The 16,128-nt window shown below is 70.3% G+C and carries 13 protein-coding genes; 3 read left to right on the top strand and 10 right to left on the bottom strand.

Annotated features, from left to right (window positions below):
- Window positions 1–115: 115 nt before the first annotated feature.
- From ITI46_RS17070 to ctaC, 3 genes are read right to left on the bottom strand one after another with little or no spacing between them, the layout of a single operon-like run.
- Window positions 116–514 (bottom strand): cytochrome c oxidase subunit 4, encoded by a 399-nt coding sequence (locus ITI46_RS17070; RefSeq protein ID WP_209240424.1) that lies wholly within the window; start codon window positions 512–514, stop codon window positions 116–118.
- Window positions 511–2,241: an aa3-type cytochrome oxidase subunit I gene (gene ctaD / locus ITI46_RS17065; protein ID WP_209240423.1), complete on the bottom strand. Its 1,731-nt coding sequence runs from the start codon at window positions 2,239–2,241 to the stop codon at window positions 511–513. Before ctaD ends, ITI46_RS17070 begins: the two co-directional genes overlap by 4 nt.
- Window positions 2,238–3,251, bottom strand: coding sequence for an aa3-type cytochrome oxidase subunit II (gene ctaC, locus ITI46_RS17060; protein ID WP_372451982.1), 1,014 nt, complete (start codon window positions 3,249–3,251; stop codon window positions 2,238–2,240). Before ctaC ends, ctaD begins: the two co-directional genes overlap by 4 nt.
- 259 nt (window positions 3,252–3,510) lie before the next feature.
- On the opposite strand from ctaC, the gene ITI46_RS17055 reads away from it, so the two are divergent.
- On the top strand, window positions 3,511–4,899 hold the full coding sequence (locus ITI46_RS17055; RefSeq protein ID WP_209240422.1) for a cysteine desulfurase/sulfurtransferase TusA family protein: 1,389 nt from the start codon (window positions 3,511–3,513) through the stop codon (window positions 4,897–4,899).
- A gap of 20 nt (window positions 4,900–4,919) precedes the next feature.
- On the opposite strand, the gene ITI46_RS17050 is transcribed toward ITI46_RS17055, so the two are convergent.
- Entirely contained in the window at window positions 4,920–5,783 is an 864-nt protein-coding gene (locus ITI46_RS17050; RefSeq protein ID WP_209240421.1) for a GNAT family N-acetyltransferase, read from the bottom strand.
- A gap of 48 nt (window positions 5,784–5,831) precedes the next feature.
- On the bottom strand, window positions 5,832–7,010 hold the full coding sequence (nadA, locus tag ITI46_RS17045) for a quinolinate synthase NadA (RefSeq protein ID WP_209240420.1): 1,179 nt from the start codon (window positions 7,008–7,010) through the stop codon (window positions 5,832–5,834).
- Window positions 7,011–7,257: 247 nt separating this feature from the next.
- Here nadA and erpA point away from each other — a divergent pair, with 247 nt between their 5' ends.
- Window positions 7,258–7,611 carry an iron-sulfur cluster insertion protein ErpA gene (gene erpA, locus ITI46_RS17040; RefSeq protein ID WP_016468530.1) on the top strand — a complete coding sequence of 118 codons (354 nt, stop codon included), beginning with the start codon at window positions 7,258–7,260 and terminating at the stop codon, window positions 7,609–7,611.
- Window positions 7,612–7,725: 114 nt separating this feature from the next.
- On the opposite strand, the gene ITI46_RS17035 is transcribed toward erpA, so the two are convergent.
- Both ITI46_RS17035 and ITI46_RS17030 read right to left on the bottom strand, forming a co-directional pair.
- Complete coding sequence (locus tag ITI46_RS17035; protein ID WP_209240419.1) at window positions 7,726–9,108, bottom strand: hypothetical protein; 1,383 nt, start codon at window positions 9,106–9,108, stop codon at window positions 7,726–7,728.
- Between the two features lie 166 nt (window positions 9,109–9,274).
- Window positions 9,275–9,487: a hypothetical protein gene (locus tag ITI46_RS17030; RefSeq protein ID WP_209240418.1), complete on the bottom strand. Its 213-nt coding sequence runs from the start codon at window positions 9,485–9,487 to the stop codon at window positions 9,275–9,277.
- 162 nt (window positions 9,488–9,649) lie between these two features.
- On the opposite strand from ITI46_RS17030, the gene ITI46_RS17025 reads away from it, so the two are divergent.
- Window positions 9,650–10,624: a carbohydrate kinase family protein gene (locus ITI46_RS17025; protein WP_209240417.1), complete on the top strand. Its 975-nt coding sequence runs from the start codon at window positions 9,650–9,652 to the stop codon at window positions 10,622–10,624.
- A 97-nt stretch (window positions 10,625–10,721) separates the two neighbouring features.
- Here ITI46_RS17025 and ITI46_RS17020 read toward each other — a convergent pair whose 3' ends face one another.
- The 3 genes from ITI46_RS17020 to ITI46_RS17010 all read right to left on the bottom strand — a co-directional run bounded on the left by ITI46_RS17020 (window position 10,722) and on the right by ITI46_RS17010 (window position 15,992).
- A complete protein-coding gene (locus ITI46_RS17020; RefSeq protein ID WP_209240416.1) occupies window positions 10,722–13,817 on the bottom strand; it encodes an efflux RND transporter permease subunit in 3,096 nt (1,031 codons plus the stop codon).
- A 172-nt stretch (window positions 13,818–13,989) separates the two neighbouring features.
- Window positions 13,990–14,682: a response regulator transcription factor gene (locus ITI46_RS17015; RefSeq protein WP_209240415.1), complete on the bottom strand. Its 693-nt coding sequence runs from the start codon at window positions 14,680–14,682 to the stop codon at window positions 13,990–13,992.
- Window positions 14,679–15,992 (bottom strand): sensor histidine kinase, encoded by a 1,314-nt coding sequence (locus ITI46_RS17010; RefSeq protein WP_209240414.1) that lies wholly within the window; start codon window positions 15,990–15,992, stop codon window positions 14,679–14,681. The genes ITI46_RS17015 and ITI46_RS17010 overlap by 4 nt, the downstream gene beginning before the upstream one ends.
- Between the last annotated feature and the right edge of the window lie 136 nt (window positions 15,993–16,128).

Below are 16,128 nucleotides of genomic sequence, written 5' to 3'. Positions count from 1 at the left end.
TGAAAAATCGTCATTTCGAGCCCGCTGAGTGCGTACAAACGGGTCGGCCCCCCGGAGTGTCGGGGGGCCGATCCTTGCTTTTTCCGTTGTGTGGTGCCGCAGGTGGTGCTTCCGGCTACTGGGTGCGGTTCTGACCGTGGTAGTACTCGAACACCCAGCCGAACAGGCCGATCAGCAGCACCGGCGCCGAGACGTACACCAGCCACCAGCCCATGGCCACGCCCAGGAAGGCGAAGGCGCCACCGAGGCCCAGCACCAGCGGCTGCCAGCTCCACGGGCTGAAGAAGCCCAGCTCACCGGCGTCGTCCGCGACGTCGGCCTCTTTGTTGTCCTGGGCTCCGGTGTCCACCCGGCGCGCGGTGAACGCCAGGTAGTAGCCGATCATGATCGACAGGCCGAAGGCCAGGAAGAGGCCGGTGGTGCCCACCGGCTCCTTCGACCAGAGCCCGTAGGTGACGGCGACTGCCAGCAGGAAGACCGACAGCCACAGGAACATCTTGCCCTGGATCTTCACTTCCCGGCCTCCTTGCTGCCGGCGAGCGCCTTCTCTTCCCTGTCCACGTTCTCCAGCTCATCGAGCGCGGAGATCTCCGGGTGGTGCAGGTCGAAGGCCGGGGATTCGGAGCGGATACGGGGCAGGGTGAGGAAGTTGTGCCGCGGGGGCGGGCAGGTCGTTGCCCACTCGAGCGAACGGCCGTAGCCCCACGGGTCGTCGACCCCGACCTTCTTGCCGTACTTGTGCGTCTTCCACACGTTGTAGAAGAACGGCAGCAGCGACATGCCCAGCAGGAACGAGCTGATCGTGGAGAGGGTGTTCAGCGCGGTGAACCCGTCGGCCGCCAGGTAGTCCGCGTACCGGCGGGGCATGCCCTCGGCGCCCAGCCAGTGCTGCACCAGGAAGGTGCCGTGGAAGCCGATGAACAGCGTCCAGAAGGTGATCTTCCCGAGCCGCTCGTCCAGCATCTTGCCGGTGAACTTCGGCCACCAGAAGTGGAATCCGGCGAACATCGCGAAGACCACGGTGCCGAAGACGACGTAGTGGAAGTGCGCGACGACGAAGTACGAGTCGGAGACGTGGAAGTCCATCGGCGGCGAGGCCAGGATGACACCGGTCAGACCACCGAAGGTGAAGGTGATCAGGAAGCCGATGGTCCACAGCATCGGTGTCTCGAAGGACAGCGAGCCCTTCCACATCGTGCCGATCCAGTTGAAGAACTTCACACCTGTCGGCACCGCGATCAGGAAGGTCATGAACGAGAAGAACGGCAACAGCACGCCGCCCGTCACGTACATGTGGTGCGCCCACACCGTCACCGACAGGCCGGCGATGGCGATGGTCGCGCCGATCAGACCGATGTAGCCGAACATCGGCTTGCGGCTGAAGACCGGGATGACCTCGGAGACGATGCCGAAGAACGGCAGCGCGATGATGTACACCTCTGGATGGCCGAAGAACCAGAAGAGGTGCTGCCACAGCAGCGCTCCGCCGTTGGCCGCGTCGAAGACATGCGCCCCGAATTTACGGTCCGCCTCCAGGGCGAACAGCGCGGCGGCCAGCACCGGGAAGGCCAGCAGCACCAGCACACCGGTGAGCAGCACGTTCCAGGTGAAGATCGGCATACGGAACATCGTCATGCCGGGTGCGCGCATGCAGATGATCGTGGTGATGAAGTTGACCGAGCCGAGGATGGTGCCGAAGCCGGAGAGGGCCAGGCCCATGATCCACATGTCGGCGCCGACGCCCGGCGAGCGCACCGCGTCCGAGAGCGGCGAGTAGGCGAACCACCCGAAGTCGGCCGCGCCCTGTGGGGTGAGGAAGCCACCGACCGCGATCAGCGAGCCGAAGAGGTAGAGCCAGTAGGCGAACATGTTCAGCCGCGGGAAGGCCACATCGGGCGAGCCGATCTGCAGCGGCATGATCCAGTTCGCGAAACCGGCGAACAGCGGGGTGGCGAACATCAGCAGCATGACCGTGCCATGCATGGTGAACGCCTGGTTGAACTGCTCGTTCGACATGATCTGCATGCCCGGGCGGGCGAGCTCGGCGCGCATGAGGAGCGCCATGACGCCGCCGATGCAGAAGAAGACGAACGACGTGATCAGGTACAGGCTGCCGATCTTCTTGTGGTCCGTCGTCGTCAGCCAGTCGACAACGATCTGTCCTGGCCGCTTGGGACGCCCGGGGGTTGTCGCCTCAGCCGTCGCGGCGGCGGCACCCTGGGGTTCGTTGAGGATGCTCACGGGTTATTCGTCTCCGCATTCTTGGCGCCGCCCGTGGTGGCGGTACCCGCCGGGATGTAGCCGGTCTGGCCCTTCTTCGCCAGGTCCTCCAGGTGCTTCTGGTAGCGCTCCGGGGAGACGACCTTCACGTTGAAGAGCATCCGGGAGTGGTCGACGCCGCACAGCTCGGCACACTTGCCCCTGAAGGTGCCCTCCTTGTTGGGGGTCACCTCGAAGCGGTTGACATGGCCCGGGATGACGTCCTGCTTCATGAGGAACGGCAGCACCCAGAAGGAGTGGATGACGTCGCGGGAGGTCAGGATGAACTGGACCTTCTCACCCTTGGGCAGCCACAGCGTCGGGCCCGGGTTGCCGTTCTGCGGGTTCTTGCTGGCCGGGGTTCCGGCCTCGTAGACACCCTCGGCGCCCTTGGGGAAGCCCTTGGTCATCCGGTCCGGGATGGCGCTCAGCTCCTTGCTCAACGCCTTGTCCGTGTTGACGTCCGTCTTCGGATCGCCGTCCACGTTCTCGACGTAGTTGAAGCCCCAGCTCCACTGGTAGCCAACGACGTTGACCACGTGGGTGGGCTTCTTGGAGGTCGCCAGAAGCTTGGTCTCGTCCCGGGCCGTGAAGTAGAACAGCACCGAGATGATGATGATCGGGACCACGGTGTACAGGGCCTCGATGGGCATGTTGTACCGGGTCTGCGGAGGGATCTCGACCTTGGACCGGGAGCGCCGGTGGAAGATGACGCTCCACAGAATCAGACCCCACACCAGCACGCCCACGGCGAGCGCGGCCGCCCAGGAGCCCTGCCACAGAGAGAGGATCCGCGGCGCCTCGTCCGTTACCGGGGTGGGCATACCGAGGCGGGGAAAGTCCTTTGATGTGCAACCGGTCGCGGTCGCCAGGACCAGGCCCGCGGCCAGCGCCTGCTGCAGCTTCCGCCGCATCGGGCGCCGCGACGTGGGGGTGCCGCCCACCGCGCCCGAAGGGCGCCCGTGGGGGAGGTCGGAGCCGTTGGGACTCACGTAGCGCCTTCCCGAGAGTCTCGCCCGCGTCGGTCGGGCGCGGCCCTCTTACGTGGTCGGGCGCCGGCCCAGGCGCGGGCAGGGGTTTGGATGTTTATGCGGACCAAACCCTAGCCGACGCCATTTGGGGCCGCGCGGGGAGGGGGCGTAACGCGCCGCGCGCCGCCCCGAAGGGCCGTGGGACCGTGCCGACATGCGGCTCCGCCGCTCGGGCGCGCACCCGGGGAACTGCGCGCGCAGCGCCCGGTAGCGTAAAGGTGTGCCCTACTTCGATGCCGCCTCATCGCTCCCGCTCCATCCCGTCGCGCGGCAGGCGCTGCTGGCGTCGGTGGACGAGGGGTGGGCCGACCCCTCCCGCCCGCATCGTGAGGGAAGGCGCGCGCGCATGCTGCTGGACGCCGCGCGGGAAACCGCAGCCGAAGCCGTGGGATGCCGGCCCGACGAACTGCGGTTCACCTCTTCGGGTACGCAGGCGCTGCACACCGGGATCACCGGAGCGCTGGCCGGGCGGCGCCGGGCCGGCCGGCGGCTGGTCGTCTCCGCCGTGGAGCACTCCGCCGTACTGCACACCGCCGAGGTCCACGAGCGGGCCGGCGGCCTGACGCGGCAGGTGGAGGTCGACCGTACGGGGCGGGTGGACGCACAGGAGTGGGCGAGGGCGCTCGGCGAGGACTGCGCGCTGGCCTGTCTCCAGTCGGCGAACCACGAGGTCGGCACGGTCCAGCCGGTCGAGGAGGTGGCCGCCGTCTGCGCCGAGGCGGGCGTGCCGCTGCTGGTGGACGCGGCGCAGTCGCTGCCCTGGGGGCCGGTGGCAGGGGACTGGTCGCTGCTGGCGGGCAGCGCCCACAAGTGGGGCGGTCCGGCCGGCGTCGGGCTGCTCGCGGTGCGCAAGGGTGTGCGGTTCGCTCCGCAAGGGCCGGTGGACGAGCGGGAGTCCGGGGCCGCGCCCGGCTTCGAGAACATCCCGGCCATCGTCGCCGCCGCGGCGGCGCTGCGGGCCGTGCGGGCTGAGGCCGACGCCGAGGCCGCCCGGCTGCGGGCGCTCGTGGACCGCATCCGGGCCCGGGTGCCGGAGCTGGTGCCGGACACCGAGGTGGTCGGCGATCCGGTGCGACGGCTGCCGCACCTGGTGACCTTCTCCTGTCTGTACGTGGACGGCGAGGCCCTGCTGCACGCGCTGGACGCCGCGGGCTACTCCGTCTCCAGCGGCTCGTCCTGCACCTCCAGCACCCTGACTCCCAGCCATGTGCTGCGGGCCATGGGCGTGCTCTCGGAGGGCAACGTCAGGGTCTCGCTGCCCCCGGGGACGCCCGAGAGCGAGGTGGACCGGTTCCTGGACGCGCTGCCCGGTGCCGTCGAGGGCGTACGGGCACACCTCGGCGCCGGCGCCGGCACCGCCGCCGGGCCCGCGCCCTCGGGTGCCGCCTCGGAGATCACCGTGGACGCGCGGGGCAAGCTGTGCCCGCTGCCGGTGATCGAGCTGGCCAAGGTCATCGAGGACGTGCCGGCCGGCGGTGTGGTCCGCGTACTGGCCGACGACGAGGCGGCGCGGCTCGACATCCCCGCCTGGTGCGAGATGACGGGGCACGCCTACGAAGGGGCGGAGGGCATCGAGTACCGGGTGCGGCGGGTGGCCGCCGGCGCGTGAGGGCGGGGGCCGCGGCCCTCTCACAGAAAGGCGCCCGACGGGATGTACGGCGACGGGGGCCGCAGCCCGCGGAAGCAGACGAACCCCTCAGCGCGCAGTTCCAGCCCCGCCCGGAGTCCGACGTCCACGGCCCACTGCTGCTCCGCCGTGACGTCCTCCACCTCCACGCCGGCCCCCTCCCCCACGCCGAGCAGCGCCGCGCTCAGCACCCGGGTGGCCAGCCGCCGGGAGGTGGCGCCCAGCAGCGCGACCTTCCCCTCCTCGCTGATGTAGCAGTAGCCGCTGCCCGCCAGGTCGTCGGCGACGACCAACCGGTTGTGCCGCATCAGGAACTCGTGGTCGGGCCCGTGGGCGCCGCCGCGCAGCCGCCGGTCCACGGAGTCGAGCAGATCGCGGTCGCGCGGGCCGCCCTCGACCGCCGCGCCCTCGACCGGCCCCAGCGCCGCCCGGTCCACGATGCCGCGCATCCGGATGGTGGGGTGCAGCTCGAACCCGGCCTGCCGGTAGACCCGCGCGGCGGCCGGGTGCCTGGAGCAGCAGATGATGCCGCGCAGACAGCCGCGGCCGTACTCCAGCGTGCGCTGGAGCAGCGCCCGCCCGACGCCCTTGCCCTGGGCGCCGGGCAGTACGACGAGGAGGGCCAGGCCCCAGGTGCCCTCGCGGATGTGGGACTGCGCCGCGCCGATGGCCTGGCCGGTCTCGTCCTCGGCCAGCCAGCTGCCCGCGGGGTCGTGCCGCACGATGTGCAGGATCTTCTCGCGGCTGCGGGCCGCCTGCGGTGGGGCTTCGCCTTCGAGGGCGTGCGGGGTGCCGAACGCCGCCTCGGCCAGCTTTCTTATGGTCTCCGCGTCTTCTTCTGTGTGTCTGACAGGGCGCAGCAGCATTGGCGCACGGTACGGCTGCGCGAGGGGCCGCTCAATGGGGCTACGGCGCTACGGCAGGGCCAGCATGCGTTCCAGGGCCAGTTTGGCGTACTTCTCCGTTTCCGCGTCGACCTGGATGCGGTTGACGACCGTGCCGTCGGCCAGGGACTCCAGGGCCCACACCAGGTGCGGCAGGTCGATGCGGTTCATCGTGGAGCAGAAGCAGACGGTGCGGTCGAGGAAGACGATCTCCTTGTCCTCGGCGGCGAACCGGTTCGCCAGCCGCCGTACGAGGTTGAGCTCGGTGCCGATCGCCCACTTGGAGCCGCGGGGCGCCGCTTCCAGGGTCTTGATGATGTACTCCGTGGAGCCGACCTGGTCCGCCGCGGCGACGACCTCGTGCTTGCACTCGGGGTGCACCAGCACATTGACGCCCGGGATGCGTTCGCGCACCTCGCGGACCGAGTCCAGCGAGAAGCGGCCGTGTACGGAGCAGTGGCCGCGCCACAGGATCATCTTGGCGTCGCGGAGCTGCTGCGGGGTCAGGCCGCCGTTGGGCTTGTGCGGGTTGTAGACGACGCAGTCGTCCAGCGTCAGGCCCATGTCCCGGACCGCGGTGTTGCGGCCGAGGTGCTGGTCGGGCAGGAAGAGCACCTTCTCGCCCTCGCCGAACGCCCACTCCAGGGCCCGCTTGGCGTTGGAGGAGGTGCATATGGTGCCGCCGTGCCGACCCGTGAACGCCTTGATGTCGGCGGAGGAGTTCATGTACGAGACCGGGACGGTCACCTCGGCGACCCCGGCCTCGGTGAGCACGTCCCAGCACTCGGCGACCTGTTCGGCACTGGCCATGTCCGCCATCGAGCAGCCGGCCGCCAGGTCGGGGAGGACGACCTGCTGGGCTTCGGAGGTGAGGATGTCGGCGGACTCGGCCATGAAGTGCACGCCGCAGAAGACGATGTACTCGGCCTCCGGGCGGGCCGCGGCGTCCCGGGCCAGCTTGAAGGAGTCGCCGGTCACATCGGCGAACTCGATGACCTCGTCGCGCTGGTAGTGGTGGCCGAGCACGAAGACGCGGTCGCCGAGCTTCTCCTTCGCGGCGCGGGCGCGGGCCACCAGGTCCGGGTCGGAGGGGGCGGGAAGGTCGCCGGGGCACTCGACCCCGCGCTCGCTCCTGGGGTCGGCCTCGCGACCGAGCAGCAGCAGCGCGAGCGGGGTCGGCTGTACGTCCAGCGGCTGGGCGGCACTCACAGGACCAGCCCTTTCTGTGGCTCAGATTCGACGCTCGGGTTCGGATTCGCGTCGGATTCTCGTCTAAGTGACGTTATCTATCATAACCGCTTCACGTCAGTTTGACGATGGCCATCGCGTCGATGTGACGCATTCCAGCCGCTTCCGCGGTGTGCGAGCATGAAGTGACGCTCCTGGAATGAATCCGGGATGCCATCGGTTGAGCCGACGGTAAGAGAGCAGTCCGTACAACCCGGGAGAGAAGCAGATGTCCGTTTCGGACGAGACCGCTGTAAGCGAGGGCATCATCCTGTCCGACGCCGCCGCCGCGAAGGTCAAGAGCCTGCTGGAGCAGGAGGGCCGCGACGACCTGGCGTTGCGCGTCGCCGTCCAGCCGGGTGGCTGCTCCGGCCTGCGGTATCAGCTCTTCTTCGACGAGCGCTCGCTCGACGGTGACGTCGTCAAGGAGTTCGACGGGGTGAAGGTCGTCACCGACCGGATGAGCGCGCCCTACCTCGGCGGTGCCTCCATCGACTTCGTCGACACCATCGAGAAGCAGGGCTTCACCATCGACAACCCGAACGCCACGGGGTCGTGTGCGTGCGGGGACTCCTTCAACTGAACCCCCGGCCCCGTTGCGGGCGGCGCGCCCCTCGTGACAAGGCATGACAAGGGCGGCGGACTCCCCCCACCAGGAGTCCGCCGCCCTTGTCGTTTCAGGGGGCGGTGCCGTGGATCACTTGCGGGGCAGCTTGTCGCCGTCCCGGGCGTCGACCACCTTGCGGTCGCCCAGCTCCTTGTCGAGCTTCACCTCGACGGTCTGCCGCTTGGCGATCTTGACGCAGATGTTCTTGCCGTCCTTCTTCTTCTCGGCGTCGATCTTGACCTTCACCGTGGAGCCGGACTCCTCGGCGCTGGCCTTGTAGGTGTCGCACACCCCGCCCCAGAAGGTCAGCTTGAGGGTGCGGCCCTGTGCCTTGTAGGACTCGATCGCCTGTGAGGGCTGCTTGCCGCCCGTGCCGACGTCGCCGCTGCCCGGTTTCGCGGGGTGGCCCGAGGTCTTCGAGGGCTTGAGGTACTTCTGCTGTACGGCCGGGTGGGTGACCTTCAGATCGCCGCCGCCGGGCCGCTTCACGTCGTAGATCCAGGCCGGGACGAGCAGCGGCTTGCCGTGCGAGCGCTCCAGCGAGAGCCCGAAGGCGGCGCCGCCGATCTTCGTCGGCTCATCGCCCTGCTCCCCCTCGCCGCGGTGACCGCCGCGCGACTGGCTCGCCTTGTTCATCTCGTCCAGCGTCGCGGTGGCGCTCTGCACCGGGTAGACCTCGCCCTTACGGGTCTTGTTCCAGCTGCCCTGCGCACGGGTGACGTTGCCCTTCTCGTCCACCACGAAGGTGCTGTCCCAGCCGTGCGTCGGCAGGTGGTCGACCCGGGGCGAGGCGGTGACGGTGCGGGTGCCGCCGACCGGCGATCCGGCGTCCACCGAGGCCTCCTCCATCCCGAGCACACGCAGTACCGGGCGTACGGCGTCCTCGGCCTTCTCCTCGGACAGCGGCTTGCCGCCAGGGGCCGGGTCGGGGTCGGCGTCCAGCGGTACGGTCTGCCCGTTCTGGTACGTCCACGCGCCGCCCGCGGCGCCGCGCTCGGCGGTCAGCCGGGGGCCCTTGCCCTGGCCGCCACCCGCCTGCCAGCGGCCGTCCCGCTCCTTGACGGCGCCCTTGACGTGCAGCGCCTCGGCGAGCTTCGCGACCTGTACGCGGCTCACCTCGTGCCCCGGCTTGTAGACGGCAGCGGCCTTCGGCCCGTCGGGCAGTTCGCCCTCGGCCCGGTAGCCGCGGGGGCCCATCGGCTCGCCGGGGGCGATGCCCTCGCCGCTGTCCCGCGCCGAGGTGGCGGTGCCGTCCAGGGCCAGCTTCGGGGGGCCGCCCTCGGGGGCGCTGCCGGCGTCCGTGGTGCCCGGGCCGCCCGCGTCGGAAAAGGCGGTGGACGCCCAGTACGCGCCGCCCCCGCCGGCCACCAGGACAGCGGCGGCCACGGCGCCGACGGTGAGCTGCCGCCGCCTGCTCCGGGGTGCCGGCCGGTCCTCGGTCTCGGGGGACTCGGGGGACTGGTCTGTACTCACCGAAAACTCCTTTGGCTCCGCGTCCATGAGTCCTCCCACACGAGGGGGACGCTCATGCCCCTCATGCGGGGGTCGTGAGTGGGACGGGGACCGGAAGCGGTCGGTTCCCGGACGGCGCGCTCCGTGACAGGGCCGGGCCGCTCGGTCGCCGTATCAGCCGCTGTGTTCAGTCGCCGTACTCGGACATTCCGTCCAGCAGGCGTGCCGAGCGCACCGGCACCCGCACCCCGTGCAGCGGGACCGGGCGGACGGGGTGCCGTCCCTCGGACATCGCGGGCGCAACCGTCCAGTGCGGGACCATCCGGGCGCAGTCGCCGAGCAGTTGCTCCATCGACTCGTGCTCGGCGTGCTCGGCCCGGAAAGGCGCTGTTTTCCACATGAGGATCACGCTACGCATCGGATCAGCTGCCCGGAAGACCCTACTATGAGGTAGTTGTGTCCTGTTCGGCTCAGGGGACCCAGCGGGTAGCGTTGCCAGCGCCTTCCCCTCGTGCGCTGGGCGTACGGGGGTACCCGATGTCTCTCAGGAGCAGAATTCGTCGTGCGTATCGCAGTCTGCGGGTCCATCGCAAACGACCACCTGATGACCTTTCCGGGGCGCTTCTCCGACCAACTGGTCGCCGACCAGTTGCACACGGTCTCGCTCTCCTTCCTCGTCGACCGCCTCGACATCCGCCGAGGCGGCGTCGGCGCCAACATCGCCTTCGGCATGGGCCAGCTCGGCGTCCGGCCGGTCCTCGTCGGTGCGGCGGGAGAGGACTTCGAGGAATACCGGGCCTGGCTCGAACGCCACGGCGTGGACACCGAGTCGGTGCACATCTCGGAGGTCGCACACACCGCACGATTCGTCTGCACCACCGACGCGGACAACAACCAGATCGGCTCGTTCTACACCGGTGCCATGAGCGAGGCGCGGAACATCGAGATCCAGCACGTCGCCGACCGCGTCGGCCGGCTCGACCTCGTGCTGATCGGCGCGGACGACCCCGAGGGGATGATGCGCCACACCGAGGAGTGCCGGACCCGCGGCATCCCCTTCGCGGCCGACTACTCGCAGCAGATCGCGCGGATGGACGGCGAGGGGATCCGCAACCTCACCGACGGCGCCACCTACCTCTTCTCGAACGAGTACGAGAAGGAGCTGATCGAGGCCAAGACCGGCTGGAGCGACGAGGAGGTGCTCCAGCGGGTCGGCACCAGGGTGACGACTCTCGGCAAGAAGGGCGCCCGCATCGACCGGGCGGGACAGGAGCCGATCGTCGTCGGCGTCGCGGAAGAGAAGCAGAAGGCCGACCCGACCGGTGTCGGCGACGCCTTCCGTGCCGGTTTCCTCTCCGGGCTGGCCTGGGGCGTCGGTCTCGAGCGCGCCGCGCAGGTGGGGTGCATGCTGGCGACTCTCGTCGTCGAGACGGTCGGCACCCAGGAGTACGAGCTGAAGCGGGTGCACTTCATGGAGCGCTTCACCAAGGCGTACGGCCACGACGCCGCCACCGAGGTCCAGGCCCACCTCCCCTGAGGACCGCACACCCTGACCGTGGGCCCCTCCCAGGGAGGGGCCCACGGGGGCCGGGACCCGGCGATGGCCCCCCACGGGCGGCCGGGCCCCGGCGGCTTCAGGAGGGGGCACCCTCCCCCGCGGCGGCGCCGGCGCGCTTGGCGGCCCGCCGTTCCTTGCGCAGCTCGACCATGGCGTACAGCGTCGGCACCAGCAGCAGCGTCAGCAGCGTCGAGGTGATCAGCCCGCCGATCACCACGACCGCCAGCGGCTGCGAGATGAACCCGCCGTCGCCCGTGACGGCCAGCGCCATCGGCGTCAGCGCGCAGATGGTGGCGAGCGCGGTCATCAGAATGGGCCGCAGCCGGTGCCGGCCGCCCTCGACGACGGCGTCGATGACGCCGTAACCCTGCCGCCGGTACTGGTTGATCAGGTCGATCAGCACGATCGCGTTGGTCACCACGATCCCGATCAGCATCAGCATGCCGATCATCGAGGGGACGCCCAGCGGGGTGCCCGTCGCGACCAGCAGGCCCACGGCGCCGGTGGCCGCGAACGGGATGGAGACCAGCAGGATCAGCGGCTGGATCAGCGACCGGAAGGTGGCCACCAGCAGCATGAAGACGATGGCGATGGCCGCCAGCATGGCCAGCCCGAGGGAGCTGAACGCCTCGTCCTGGTCCTGCGAGAGGCCGCCGATCTCCGCGGTGGCGCCCTTGGGCAGATCCAGCGAGTCGATCTCGGACTGGAGCTTGGCACTGACCGCTCCGGTGTTGTCCCCGGTCGGCCTCGCCGTGATCGTCGCGGCCCGTGCGCCGTCGATCCGGGTCATCTGGACCGGACCGTCCACGGTACGTACGTCGGCGACCTCGCCCAGCGTCGTCCCGCCCAGCGGCAGCCGCTTCAACTCGGCGACGGTGCGGGCCGGTTGCGGGGAGCGCACCACGACATCGCGCTCGGTCTCGTCGAGCACCGCCTTGCCGGACTTGGTGCCGCTCACCGCCTGGGTGACGGCCTGGCCGAGCGCCGCGTCGGAGAGCCCGTGGCGGGCCGCCTCGGGCTTGGCCGTCACCGAGATGCGCGGCACGGACTCGGACAGGTCGGACTGCACGTCGGTGACGCCGTCCAGCCCCGCGACCTTGGCACGGACCTGCTCGGACGCCTTCTTCAGCACGTCCTCGTCGCCCGCCTTGACCACGACGCTGAGGTCCTGGGTGCCGAAGCCGTCGCCCGGGTTGACGGTGGTCTCGCCGATGCCGGAGCCGAGCTGCTCGAGGCCGTCCTCGACGGCGCCCTGGACCGTGTCGCTGTCGGCGGACTCCTTCAGCTTGAGCTGATACGTGGCCTGGTTGGCGTCCGTACTGCCGCCGAACGCCGCCATCAGGCCCGCCGAGCCGACGGTCACCTGGTAGTCCTCGACGCCGTCGACGCCGGAGAGCATCTTCTCCACCTTCTTGGCCTGCTTGTCGGCCGCGCTCAGGCTGCTGCCGGGCGGCAGCTCCTGCTTGACGGTCAACTGCTGGGTCTCGCCCTGGTCGAAGAAGTTGGTCTTCAGCAGCGGCGCCATACCGAAGGTGGCCACCAGCACCACGACCGCGATCAGCAGGCTGGTGAAGCGGCGCCGGGTGGCGAAGCGGAGGACGGGGACGTACAGCCGCTGGAGCGGGCTGCCCGCCTCCTTCTCCTCGGACCTGCGGCGCTGCTCCTCGGGGTCGAGCCCGCGCAGCGCCTTCGGCGCCCGCAGGAACCAGTACGAGAGCACCGGTACGACGGTGAGCGACACCAGCAGCGAGGCGAGCAGCGCCACGGTGATGGTGAGCGAGAAACCGCCGAACAGCGCGCCGACCATTCCGCCGACGAACGCCATCGGGAGGAAGACCGCGACCGTCGTCAGCGTGGAGGAGGTGATCGCTCCGGAGACCTCCCGCACGGCGTCCAGGATCGCGGTGGTGCGCTCCTTGCCGTAGGCCAGGTGCCGTTTGATGTTCTCCAGCACGACGATGGAGTCGTCCACCACCCGGCCGATGGCGATGGTCAGCGCGCCCAGCGTGAGCATGTTCAGCGACAGGTCCCGCGTCCACAGCACGATCAGCGTCAGGACGACGGACAGCGGGATGGAGACCGCGGTCACCAGCGTGGAGCGCAGCGACAGCAGGAAGATCAGGATGACGACGACGGCGAAGACCAGGCCGAGCACGCCCTCGGTCGTCAGCGAGCTGATCGACTTGGAGACCTGCGGACCCTGGTCGGCAACGACGGTCAGCTCGGCGCCCTTGCCCAAATCGGCGCGGAGCTGCGGCAGCTTGTCCTTGACCGCGTCGGAGATGTCCACGGCGCTGCCGTCGTTGTCCATGGTCACGGAGACCGAGAGGCTCCGCTCACCGTTGGTGCGGGTCAGCGAAGTGGCCTTGTCCGCAGTCTCCTTGACGGTGGCGACATCGCCGACGCCGACCGGCTTTCCCCCACCACCCTTGGCGGGGATGCGCAGTTGCTCGATCTCCTCGACCGAGGTGTAGCCGTTGCCGACCTGCACGGTCTTCGACTTGCCCGACTCGTCGAAGGACCCGGCGGGCAGTGCGGCGCCACCGGCCTCCAGCGCCTTGGACAGGTCAGCGGGGGTCAGCTTCGCCGCGGCCAGCTTCCTGGGGTCGGGGGTGACGGCGACGATCCGGTCCTGCACCCCGTCGACGGTGACCTGGCCGACGCCGTCGATGTCCTTGAGCACCGGCACCACGGAGGTGTCCAGCGCATCGGCCAGTGCCTGCTGGTCCTTGCCCTTGGCGGAGGCGGCGAGCACCACGGTGGGTATGTCGTCGGTGCCGCCGGAGACCACCTGCGGGTCCACGCCGTCGGGCAGCTTGGCGCGGGCGCGGTTGACGGCCTGCTCGACGTCGGCGACGGTCTGCTGGGAACCGTCGCCGTAGTCGAACTGCGCCATCACGACGGCCGAGCCCTCACTGGCCGTCGAGGTGACGCCGGTGATGCCGTCGACGCCCTGGATGTTCTCCTCCAGGGGCTCGACGACCTGCTTCTCGACCACATCGGGAGAGGCACCCTGGTACGGCGCGATGACCGAGACCATGGGCAGGTCGATGGAGGGCAGCAGCTGCTGTTTGAGCTGGGGGACGGCGATGGCGCCGAAGCCGATGGCCACGAGCGCCATCAGGCCTATCAGCCCACGCTGCAGCAGGCTGAGGCGGGACAGCCAGGACATGGGTAGCCGGGTCTCTCTCTTGGTAGGGACGTGCGGGTGCCGCCGTACGGGCAGACACCTGGTGCCGCCTACACCTTCGCCCACCCCCGGCGCGGAATACTCCGCCGCAGGTCCCTTTCTGCCGCCGGCCGCGTACTCCGGCCGCAGTACGTGCGCGGGGAGCCCGGCTACGTCACTCCGCGAGGGAGGGCCGCACCAGTCCGCTCTCGTACGCGGCCACCACCAACTGCGCCCGGTCCCGGGCACCGAGCTTGGCCATGGTGCGGTTGACGTGTGTCTTGACGGTGAGCGGGCTGACGTCGAGCCGTTCGCCTATCTCGTCGTTGGACAGCCCGGCGGCCACCTGGGTCAGCACCTCGCGTTCGCGTGCGGTGAGCGCGGCCAGCCGGGCCGCGCCGCGCCCCTCGGCGCCCGCTCCTTCCGGGTCCGAACTCCCGCCCTGCGCAAGGAACCTGGCGATCAGCTGCCTCGTCGCCACCGGGGAGAGCAGGGCCTCGCCCTGGGCGGCCGTCCGGATCGCGGAGAGCAGCTCGCCCGGCTCGGCGCCCTTGCCGAGGAACCCGGAGGCCCCGGCGCGCAGCGAGCTGACCACGTACTCGTCCACCTCGAAGGTGGTGAGGATGACGACCTTGACATCGGCCAGCGCCGGGTCGGCGCTGATGGCTCGGGTGGCGGCCAGACCGTCGGTGCCGGGCATCCGGATGTCCATCAGCACCACGTCAGCGCCCGTGTCGCGGACCAGCGCCACGGCCTGCTCCCCGTCGGCCGCCTCGCCCACGACCTCCATGTCAGCCTCGGAGTCCACCAGCACCCGGAACGCGCTGCGCAACAGCGCCTGGTCGTCGGCGAGTACGACTCGGATCATGCTGGGGTCTCCTTCCGGGGAGCCGTCGCCTGCAGCGGCAACCGTACGTGGACCCGGAAGCCGCCGCCGGGCAGCGGTCCCGTCTCGCACACGCCGTGCAGCGCGGCGGCCCGCTCCCGCATCCCGACCAGGCCGTGCCCGCCGGCCGCGCCCTCCCGGTGCCCGGCGTCCTCGGCCGCGTCGGGATCGGCCGGGCCGACGTCCTCGGGGACGGTGTGGGTGGTGCCGGCGCCGTCGTCGATCACGACGATCTCCAGCGCCTCCGCGTCCCGCTGGATCCGCACCTCGGCGTGTGCCCCGCTGCCCGCGTGCTTCTGCACGTTGGTGAGGGCTTCCTGGACGACGCGGTAGGCGGTCAGGTCGACGGCCGAGGAGAGCGGCGCCGTCGAACCGGGCAGCGGGGTGTCCACCACGACGGACATCCCGGCGTGCCGGAAGCCCTCCACCAGCTCGTCCAGCACCTCCAGCCCCGGCGCCGGCTCGGTGGGTGCGGTGCTCTCCCCGGACTGGCGCAGCAGTCCGACGGTGGTCTGCAGCTCGGCGAGGGCGTGCCTGCTGGCGTCCCGTACGTGGGCGAGTGCCTGTTTGGCCTGGTCGGGGCGCTGGTCCATGACGTGCGACGCCACCCCGGCCTGCACATTGACCAGTGCGATGTGGTGGGCGACCACATCGTGCAGCTCGCGGGCGATCCGCATCCGCTCCTCCGCGACGCGGCGCCTGGCCTCCTCCTCGCGGGTGCGCTCGGCCCGTTCGGCGCGCTCCCTGATGGCGTTCACAAACGCCCGCCGGTTGCGGACGGCCTCGCCGACGGCGGCGGCCAGCGCGGTCCAGGCGAGGATGCCGAGGTTCTCCTGTGCGTACCACGGGCGGGCGCCGAAGAGCATGCTCGTGCCGGTGAGCACCCCGACGGTGAGGGCACCGACCCGCCAGCTCGTGCGGCGGTCGGTGGTGTTGCTGACGGTGTAGAGCGCGATGACGGCGGCGGAGACCAGCGGCGCCTCTGGTGCCGAACCGGCGTCCGGCCCGTCGCCGGTGACGAGTGCGACGACGGAGATCAGGCTGGTCAGCAGCAGCACCGGCATCGGGGCCCGGCGGCGCAGCGCCAGCACAGCGCAGGTGAGCGCGGCCAGCAGCACGATCTGCCCGCTGATCTCCCGCTCCGCGAACTGCGGCTGGCCGTTCGGGCCGTGCGGCTCCGTGGCTGCGCCGAGAAGGATGCAGCCGAATGTTCCCAGGGCGATGAGGGCGTCGACCGCGTGCGGATGGGCACGAAGTCGCTCGCGGATGTCGCGCAGTGTCACGGCAGGCACCGTTAGGCCCGGCTCTCCTGGGTGTGTGCTCTCGGATCTGCTCGCGCAGGTCGCGTTGTGCGGGTGCGGGTGGTGCGGGTCGCGTTGTGCGGGTCGTGCGTGTGTGGGGGCGGCGGGTCGGGGGCCCCGCCTGGGG

This window comes from Streptomyces oryzae, assembly GCF_017676365.1.
Taxonomy (GTDB): Bacteria; Actinomycetota; Actinomycetes; order Streptomycetales; family Streptomycetaceae; genus Streptomyces; species Streptomyces oryzae.
This window is presented reverse-complemented; position numbering and strand designations above follow the sequence as displayed.